The organism is Bacillus sp. SIMBA_008, from assembly GCF_046535495.1.
GTDB classification, from domain to species: domain Bacteria; phylum Bacillota; class Bacilli; order Bacillales; family Bacillaceae; genus Bacillus; species Bacillus subtilis.
This window is the reverse complement of record NZ_JAWRWL010000065.1, coordinates 1-402: the sequence shown is the minus strand read 5'-3', so window position 1 is coordinate 402 and position 402 is coordinate 1. Positions and strand designations below refer to the sequence as shown.

Sequence of the window (402 nt, the reverse complement as noted above, 5' to 3'; positions counted from 1 at the left end):
AATGAACACATTGGGATGACTCAATCATGAGTCGTCCTTTTTTGTATGGAATGAATTTTCTCTTAACTTAGTGAGAAAAAGTGATATGATTTTCTTAGAGTCTATTCGGGTGAATCTACTGAATTAGGGGTTGTGGCGGTGAGGATGGGCAAAAGGAAAGTCACTTTACAAACAAAAATTTTTGGGTTAATTATTGGTCTTTTACTTGTTGTTATTGCCTTATTGACCATTTGTTTTGGTTTTTTGCAGACATCAGAAAGGCAGAGCCAAGCTGAACAGCTGGCGGTGCAAACTGCTAGAACGATTTCATATATGCCGCCTATTAAAACATCAGTGGCTACAGGAGATTCCCAAAACGAAGAGCAGGCTGTACTTGAGCAAATGAAGGAGCAAGTAAGAGCG

At 39.3% G+C, this 402-nt stretch carries 1 pseudogene; it reads left to right on the top strand.

What is annotated here, in order from left to right:
• Nucleotides 1-144 precede the first annotated feature (144 nt).
• Nucleotides 145-402: pseudogene (locus SB658_RS22130) on the top strand (histidine kinase); the annotation flags it as partial.